The organism is Streptomyces sp. NPDC002265, from assembly GCF_040296125.1.
In the GTDB taxonomy this organism is placed as follows: domain Bacteria; phylum Actinomycetota; class Actinomycetes; order Streptomycetales; family Streptomycetaceae; genus Streptomyces.
In genome coordinates, this window is record NZ_JBEOWS010000436.1 from 1 (window position 1) to 7,091 (window position 7,091).

At 72.3% G+C, this 7,091-nt stretch carries 6 protein-coding genes; 3 read left to right on the forward strand and 3 right to left on the reverse strand.

Going from position 1 to position 7,091, the window contains the following annotated elements:
* Positions 1–123 precede the first annotated feature (123 nt).
* A complete protein-coding gene (locus tag ABT085_RS41675; protein ID WP_351620901.1) occupies positions 124–1,341 on the forward strand; it encodes a cytochrome P450 in 1,218 nt (405 codons plus the stop codon).
* 72 nt (positions 1,342–1,413) lie between these two features.
* Here ABT085_RS41675 and ABT085_RS41680 read toward each other — a convergent pair whose 3' ends face one another.
* Positions 1,414–3,063 (reverse strand): ABC transporter permease, encoded by a 1,650-nt coding sequence (locus tag ABT085_RS41680; RefSeq protein WP_351620904.1) that lies wholly within the window; start codon positions 3,061–3,063, stop codon positions 1,414–1,416.
* Entirely contained in the window at positions 3,060–4,034 is a 975-nt protein-coding gene (locus tag ABT085_RS41685) for an ABC transporter ATP-binding protein (RefSeq protein ID WP_351620907.1), read from the reverse strand. The genes ABT085_RS41680 and ABT085_RS41685 overlap by 4 nt, the downstream gene beginning before the upstream one ends.
* 74 nt (positions 4,035–4,108) lie before the next feature.
* Between ABT085_RS41685 and ABT085_RS41690 the strand changes: the two genes are divergently transcribed.
* Positions 4,109–4,612 carry a GbsR/MarR family transcriptional regulator gene (locus ABT085_RS41690; protein ID WP_351620910.1) on the forward strand — a complete coding sequence of 168 codons (504 nt, stop codon included), beginning with the start codon at positions 4,109–4,111 and terminating at the stop codon, positions 4,610–4,612.
* 53 nt (positions 4,613–4,665) lie between these two features.
* On the opposite strand, the gene ABT085_RS41695 is transcribed toward ABT085_RS41690, so the two are convergent.
* Positions 4,666–5,514: a diacylglycerol kinase family protein gene (locus ABT085_RS41695; protein ID WP_351620913.1), complete on the reverse strand. Its 849-nt coding sequence runs from the start codon at positions 5,512–5,514 to the stop codon at positions 4,666–4,668.
* Positions 5,515–5,734: 220 nt separating this feature from the next.
* On the opposite strand from ABT085_RS41695, the gene ABT085_RS41700 reads away from it, so the two are divergent.
* Positions 5,735–7,018, forward strand: coding sequence for an adenylosuccinate synthase (locus ABT085_RS41700; protein WP_351620916.1), 1,284 nt, complete (start codon positions 5,735–5,737; stop codon positions 7,016–7,018).
* Positions 7,019–7,091: the final 73 nt, after the last annotated feature.

The following is a 7,091-nucleotide window of genomic DNA, read 5'->3' on the forward strand; positions in this document are numbered from 1 at the left end:
GGGGGGGCGCGCGGCCGGTGGCCCGCGGCGGCCCCGGGCGGGGCCCGGCCTAGGACGACCGGCCGTGCGCGGCCGGGCAAGGACCCCTGGTCGGACAGGGGGACATGGGGCTAGCGTCCGTGCATGGCAGCTGCTTCCGACCTCGCTTTCGATCCCTGGGACGCCGCGTTCGTCGCCGACCCGTACCCGGCCTACGCCGAGCTGCGCGCCCTCGGCCGTGTGATCCACTACGAGCCCACCGACCAGTGGCTGGTCCCGCACCACGCGGACGTCTCGGCGCTGCTGCGCGACCGCCGGCTGGGCCGCACCTACCAGCACCGGTTCACCCACGAGGAGTTCGGCCGGAGCGCGCCGGCGCCCGAGCACGAGCCGTTCCACACCCTCAACGACCACGGGATGCTCGACCTGGAGCCGCCGGACCACACCCGGATCCGGCGCCTGGTGTCGAAGGCGTTCACCCCGCGCACGGTTGAGCGGCTGAAGCCGTACGTGGAACGGCTGGCGGGCGAGCTGGTGTCCGCCCTGGTGGCAGCGGGCGGCGGCGATCTGCTGACGGACGTCGCCGAGCCGCTGCCGGTCGCGGTGATCGCGGAGATGCTGGGCATCCCCGAGTCGGACCGGGCCCAGCTGCGGCCCTGGTCGGCGGACATCTGCGGGATGTACGAGCTGAGCCCGTCGCAGGACACGGCGGCGAAGGCGGTGCGGGCGTCGGTCGAGTTCTCCGGCTTTCTGCGGGAGCTGATCGCGGCCCGGCGCAAGGACCCCGGCGACGACCTGATCTCCGGCCTGATCGCGGCGCACGACGAGGGCGACCGGCTGACCGAGCAGGAGATGATCTCGACGGCGGTCCTGCTGCTGAACGCGGGCCACGAGGCCACGGTGAACGCCACGGTCAACGGCTGGTGGGCGCTGTTCCGCAACCCCGGCGCGCTCGCCGCCCTGCGGGCCGACCACACCCTGATCCCGTCCGCCGTCGAGGAGCTGATGCGGTACGACACCCCGCTCCAGCTCTTCGAGCGCTGGGTCCTGGACGAGATCGAGATCGACGGGCAGGTGATCCCCCGGGGTGCGGAGATCGCCATGCTGTTCGGCTCCGCCAACCACGACCCGGCGGTCTTCGCCGACCCGGACCGGCTGGACCTGACCCGCGCGGACAACCCGCACATCTCCTTCAGCGCGGGCATCCACTACTGCATCGGCGCCCCGCTGGCCCGTATCGAGCTGGCGGCCTCCATGGCGGCCCTGCTGGAGAAGGCCCCGACGCTGAGCCTGGCGGCGGAGCCGAAGCGGAAGCCGAACTTCGTGATCCGCGGCCTCGACAGCCTGGACGTCACGATCTGACCGACCCGACCTGACCGGGCCGGGGCCCGGGCGCTCGCCGAAGTGCCGGAGCCCCGGGTCCCGGGTCCCGGGTCAGCTCGTCAGGTCGCGCCTGCGCAGTCCCGCCAGCCCGCCGGCCACCAGGGCCGCCGCCAGGCCGGTCAGGGTCAGCACCGGTCCCCAGGCCATCTCCCCGCCCGGCAGCTTCGGCAGGTGGCCGAAGGGCGAGAGGTCCAGCACGAATTGCGGGGCGTCGAGGGCCGGTCCCACCCAGCCGATCAGCAGCACCGCGCCGGCCACGCCCCAGGCGGCCGCCGCCGCGCGCGGTGCCAGCCCGTACAGCAGGACCGCGAGGCCGCCGACGACCCATACCGCGGGGAGCTGGACCAGGCAGGCGCCCAGGATCGGGCCGGCCTTCGCGCCGTAGCCGAGCGTGAAGCCCAGGCCCGCGAGGAGCATGATCAGGACGGATCCGCCGAAGGCGATCGACAGATGGCCGGCGGCCCAGCGCAGCCGGCCCACGACGTTCGCCAGCACCGGTTCCGCCCGCCCCGAGGTCTCCTCGCCGTGCAGCCGCAGGACGGAGGCGACCACGTACAGTGCCGCGACCAGGCCGAGCATGCCGATCATCGAGGCGAGGAAGGTGTCGGTGAGGGCGTTGTGGCCGCCCATCCGCTCGAAGATCTCGCGGGCCTTCTCGTTCCCGTCGACCAGGTCGGCCGCCCCGTCCGTCAGGCCGCCGTAGACGACACCGGCGAGGAAGAAGCCGATGCTCCAGCCGAGCACGCTGCCGCGTTGCAGCCGCCAGGCAAGCGCGCCCGCGCCGGTCAGCCGCCCGGCCGCCGGTCCCGGCCGGGTCGGCAGGAAGCTCATGCCGAGGTCCCGGCGTCCGGCCAGCAGATAGGCCGCCGCGCCCTGGAGCAGGATCGCCGCCGCGAACAGCGCCAGCACCCACCACCGCTCACCGGCGAAGGCGCGCAGGTTCTCCAGCCAGCCCAGCGGGGACAGCCAGGTCAGCACCGACGAGCCGCCCCCGTCGCCCGCGTTCGTCGCGGAGTCGCCCGCCGCGCGCAGCACGAAGGCGGCCCCGAGCACGCCCGCGGTCAGACCGCGGGCCAGGCGGGCGCTCTCCGTCAGCTGGGCGACGATCGCCGCCATGGTGGCGAAGACCATCCCGACGGCCCCCAGGCCGACCCCGAAGGCCAGCGCCCCCGCCACCCCCTGCCCGGCCAGCCCGGCCGTGACCAGCAGGGCGAGTACGGCGTTGGCGACCGCCGCGGCGAGCAGTGCCGACGTCAGCGAGGCCCGTCGGCCCACCATGCCCGAGGCGACCATCTCCTGACGGCCGCTCTCCTCCTCGTCCCGGGTGTGCCGTACGACGACGAGCAGGCTGGTCACGGCGGCCAGGGCGCCCGCGTAGACGCCCACGCGCCAGGCCGTCAGGGCGCCGACGGAGTCGTCGAAGACCGGTCCGACCAGGGCGCGCAGGGAGGAGTTGGCGGCCATCTGGTGCATGAGGTCGGCGCGCTGGGCCGCGGTGCCGTACAGACTCTCGAGCGTGTTCGGCATGGAGAGGACCATCAGCGTGTTGACCGCCACCCAGACCGGGATCAGCACCCGGTCGCGGCGCAGCGCGAAGCGCAGCAGGGTCGCGGTGCCCGCCAGTTGGCGACGGCCGCCGGGGCGGGCCGGACGGGCCGCGGGCCGGGGTGCCGCCGTGGGCGTGTCCGTGACCCCGCTCATCGGGCCGCCCCGCTCTGCTCGCTCGCCCCGCTGCGCTCGTTCGCCGAGCCGGAACCGTCCGGCTCACCCGGCGCGCCCGGCTCGTCCTGGTAGTGGCGCAGGAACAGCTCCTCCAGGGTCGGCGGGGTCGAGGTCAGGGAGCGCACTCCCGCCTCGCTCAACGACCGCAGGACCGCGTTCAGTTTGTCCGTGTCGACCTGGAGCCGGACGCGCCGGCCCTGGATGTCGAGGTCGTGGACACCGGGCAGCCCGGCCAGACCGTCCGGTTCTGCGGCGAGTTCGGCGCTGACGCTGGTGCGGGTCAGATGGCGCAGGTCGGCGAGCGAGCCGCTCTCGACGGTGCGGCCGCCCCGGATGATGCTCACCCGGTCGCAGAGCTGCTCGACCTCGCTGAGCAGATGCGAGGAGAGCAGGACCGTCCGCCCGCGGTCGCGCTCCTCCTCCACGCAGCGCCGGAAGACCTCTTCCATCAGCGGGTCGAGGCCCGAGGTCGGCTCGTCCAGGATCAGCAGGTCGACGTCCGAGGCGAAGGCGGCGATCAGGGCGACCTTCTGCCGGTTGCCCTTGGAGTACGTGCGCCCCTTCTTGGTGGGGTCGAACTCGAACCGCTCGACCAGTTCCGTCCGGCGCCGCGGGTCGAGGCCGCCGCGCAGCCTGCCGTAGAGGTCGATGACCTCCCCGCCGGAGAGGTTGCGCCACAGGGTCACGTCGCCGGGGACGTACGCGATCCGGCGGTGTGCCTCGACCGCGTCCGCCCAGGGGTCGCGGCCGAGGATCCGCGCGGTGCCCGAGTCGGCGCGCAGCAGGCCGAGCAGGACGCGGATGGTGGTGGACTTGCCGGATCCGTTGGGCCCGAGGAACCCGTGGACCTCGCCCGTCTCGACGTGGAGGTCGAGTCCGTCGAGGGCGTGGGTCTTCCCGAACGACTTGTGGAGGCCGGACACCTCGATCGCGGGGTTTGCCGTCGTCATGCTTCGGAACGTACGCTATTTTCAGAAATTTGTGAAGTTAAGGAAGCGTGTAAATGATCGAATAGGATGTGGGCATGACGGAACCAACCGGGGCCCAACGGGACATGGAAGCCGTGTCGAAGTTCGTCGAATCCTTCGCGGCACAACTCGTCGAGGCGGGGATGCAGCGCATGTCCGCCCGTGTCTTCGCCGCGCTCCTGTCGTCCGACGAGAGCGCGATGACCTCCAGCGAGCTGGGGGAACAGCTGCGGATCAGCCCCGCGGCGGTCTCCGGGGCGGTGCGCTACCTGGCGCAGCAGCACATGGTGTCCCGGGAGCGCGAGCCCGGCTCGCGGCGGGAGCGGTACCGGGTGCACAGCAACCAGTGGTACGAGGCGCTCACCAACCGCGAGACCGTCCTCAAGCGGTGGGAAGGGGCGTTGCGGGAGGGGGTCGCCAGCCTCGGGGAGGAGACCCCGGCCGGACGCCGGATGGCCGAGACCCTCGCCTTCTTCGAGTTCGTCGACGGCGAGATCGCGGCCATGATGGAACGGTGGCGGGTGCACCGCGAGCAGACCTTCGGGACCCCAGGGGCGTAGAGGCGCAGAGGCAGGGGAGGCAGAGGCGCAGGGCGCAGCGCCGTACGGCCGCCCTACCCGACCGGCAGCGTCAGCCCCAGCCCCTCCTCCCAGACCGTCCAGGTGCGCCGGCGGACCGGTCCCGCGACGTCCGCGTCCGCCCGGTAGCGGAAGTCCGCCCCGGACACGGTGACCAGCCGGCCCTTGGCCAGCAGCGGCGCCGCCTCCGCGCCCACCGAGGACGGGCGCACCTCCACCGCGGCCACTCCGGCACCGTCCGGTGTCACCGACACCGCCTCCACCGGCTGGTCCAGGTCGACCAGGGTCACCCCGTCGACCTCCACCCGCAGCCGGGACGGGCCCTGACGGGGCGTGGCGAGGGCGGACGGGGCCCGGTGCGGTCGGGGCGGCACCAGGGTCCGTACGAAGGACTGGCAGGTCCGCAGCCAGGGGTGCGCCGGGTCGGCCGAGGACCCCTCAGGGACCGGGAACACCGGGACCGGTGGGATCCGCAGCGCCCCCAGCACCACACCGTCGCTGTCGTCGACCAGCAGGTCCAGCCGGCGCGGGGCGCCGTCCAGCACCGCGCGCGCCGCCGCCACGGTCCCGGTGGGCACCCCCAGCGAACGGGCCACCGAGAGCGCGCTGCCCACCGGCACCATCGACAGCACGCATCCGGCCAGCTCCCGCTGCCGGTGCAAAAGGGACACCGCCCGTACGAGGGCCCCGTCGTCGCCGACGACGACCGGCCGACGGGACCCGCGACGGCTCAGCGCGCGGGCGAACTCCTCGGGCCCGTCCGGCAGACAGACCTTCGCCACCGCACCCGCACTGAGCACGTCTTTCGCGATCCGTACGGCCTCGCCGTCCGTCTGCCGGGCGACCGGGTCGATGACCACCAGCAACGGGTCGGAAGTCGCCACCTCGGTCCTGCCTCACTTCCTCGGGTAGCATCTTTGTGCAAGAGCCCCTTGCGCTATTGCGCCAGGGGCTTCGTCTATATCCGGGGCATCCGGGTCGACGGGTTCACGGCCGACGACGGCCGCAGGCGGCCGACGAAGGTCGCCGGTTGTACGAGGCACACAGGCGTGCCGCGTACGCCCCTGACCTTGGACATGCCCCGCCCGGAAGGGGTGTACGCGCGTGCCCGCACTTGTGCTGCTCGGTGCTCAGTGGGGTGACGAAGGCAAGGGAAAGGCGACGGACCTGCTGGGCGGATCCGTTGATTATGTGGTGCGCTACCAGGGCGGCAACAACGCCGGCCACACGGTGGTCGTGGGCGACCAGAAGTATGCCCTTCACCTCCTCCCTTCCGGAATCCTGTCCCCGGGGTGCATCCCGGTCATCGGCAACGGTGTCGTGGTCGACCCGTCCGTCCTGTTCTCCGAGCTGAACGGACTGAACGAGCGCGGCGTCGACACCTCCAAGCTGCTGATCAGCGGAAACGCTCACATCATCACGCCTTACAACGTCACCGTCGACAAGGTGACGGAACGCTTCCTCGGGAAGCGGAAGATCGGCACGACCGGGCGCGGCATCGGACCGACCTACGCGGACAAGATCAACCGTGTGGGCATCCGGGTGCAGGACCTGTACGACGAGTCGATCCTGACCCAGAAGGTCGAGGCGGCCCTGGACGTCAAGAACCAGGTCCTCACCAAGCTCTACAACCGCCGCGCGATCGCCGTCGACCAGGTGGTCGAGGAGCTGCTGGGCTACGCGGACAAGCTCCAGCCGTACGTCGCCGACACCGTCCTCGTGCTCAACCAGGCGCTCGAGGACGACAAGGTGGTCCTCTTCGAGGGTGGCCAGGGCACGCTGCTGGACATCGACCACGGCACCTACCCCTTCGTCACCTCGTCCAACCCGACCGCGGGCGGCGCCTGCACGGGCGCCGGCGTGGGCCCGACGAAGATCAGCCGGGTCATCGGCATCCTCAAGGCCTACACGACCCGGGTCGGCGCGGGCCCGTTCCCGACCGAGCTGTTCGACGCGGACGGCGAGGCGCTGCGCCGGATCGGCGGCGAGCGCGGTGTCACCACCGGCCGTGACCGTCGCTGCGGCTGGTTCGACGCGGTCATCGCCCGCTACGCGACCCGCGTGAACGGTCTGACCGACTTCTTCCTCACCAAGCTCGACGTCCTCACCGGCTGGGAGGAGATCCCGGTCTGCGTCGCGTACGAGATCGACGGCAAGCGCGTCGAGGAACTGCCCTACTCGCAGACCGACTTCCACCACGCCAAGCCGGTCTACGAGACGCTCCCCGGCTGGTCCGAGGACATCACCGGGGCGAAGTCCTTCTCCGACCTGCCCAAGAACGCCCAGGCGTACGTGAAGGCGCTGGAGGAGATGTCCGGCGCCCCGATCTCCGCGATCGGCGTGGGCCCGGGCCGGACCGAGACGATCGAGATCAACTCGTTCCTCTAGGACCGACGGACCGGCCGGCCGGACCGGCCCGGTCCGTGCCTGAAACCCGCTGAGGGGCGCCCTTCGGGGCGCC

Coding starts and splice junctions, on each gene's coding strand:
- ABT085_RS41675 (WP_351620901.1), top strand. CDS start 124: ATGGCAGCTGCTTCCGACCTCGCTTTCGATCCCTGGGACGCCGCGTTC.
- ABT085_RS41685 (WP_351620907.1), bottom strand. CDS start 4,034: ATGACGACGGCAAACCCCGCGATCGAGGTGTCCGGCCTCCACAAGTCG.
- ABT085_RS41690 (WP_351620910.1), top strand. CDS start 4,109: ATGACGGAACCAACCGGGGCCCAACGGGACATGGAAGCCGTGTCGAAG.
- ABT085_RS41680 (WP_351620904.1), bottom strand. CDS start 3,063: ATGAGCGGGGTCACGGACACGCCCACGGCGGCACCCCGGCCCGCGGCC.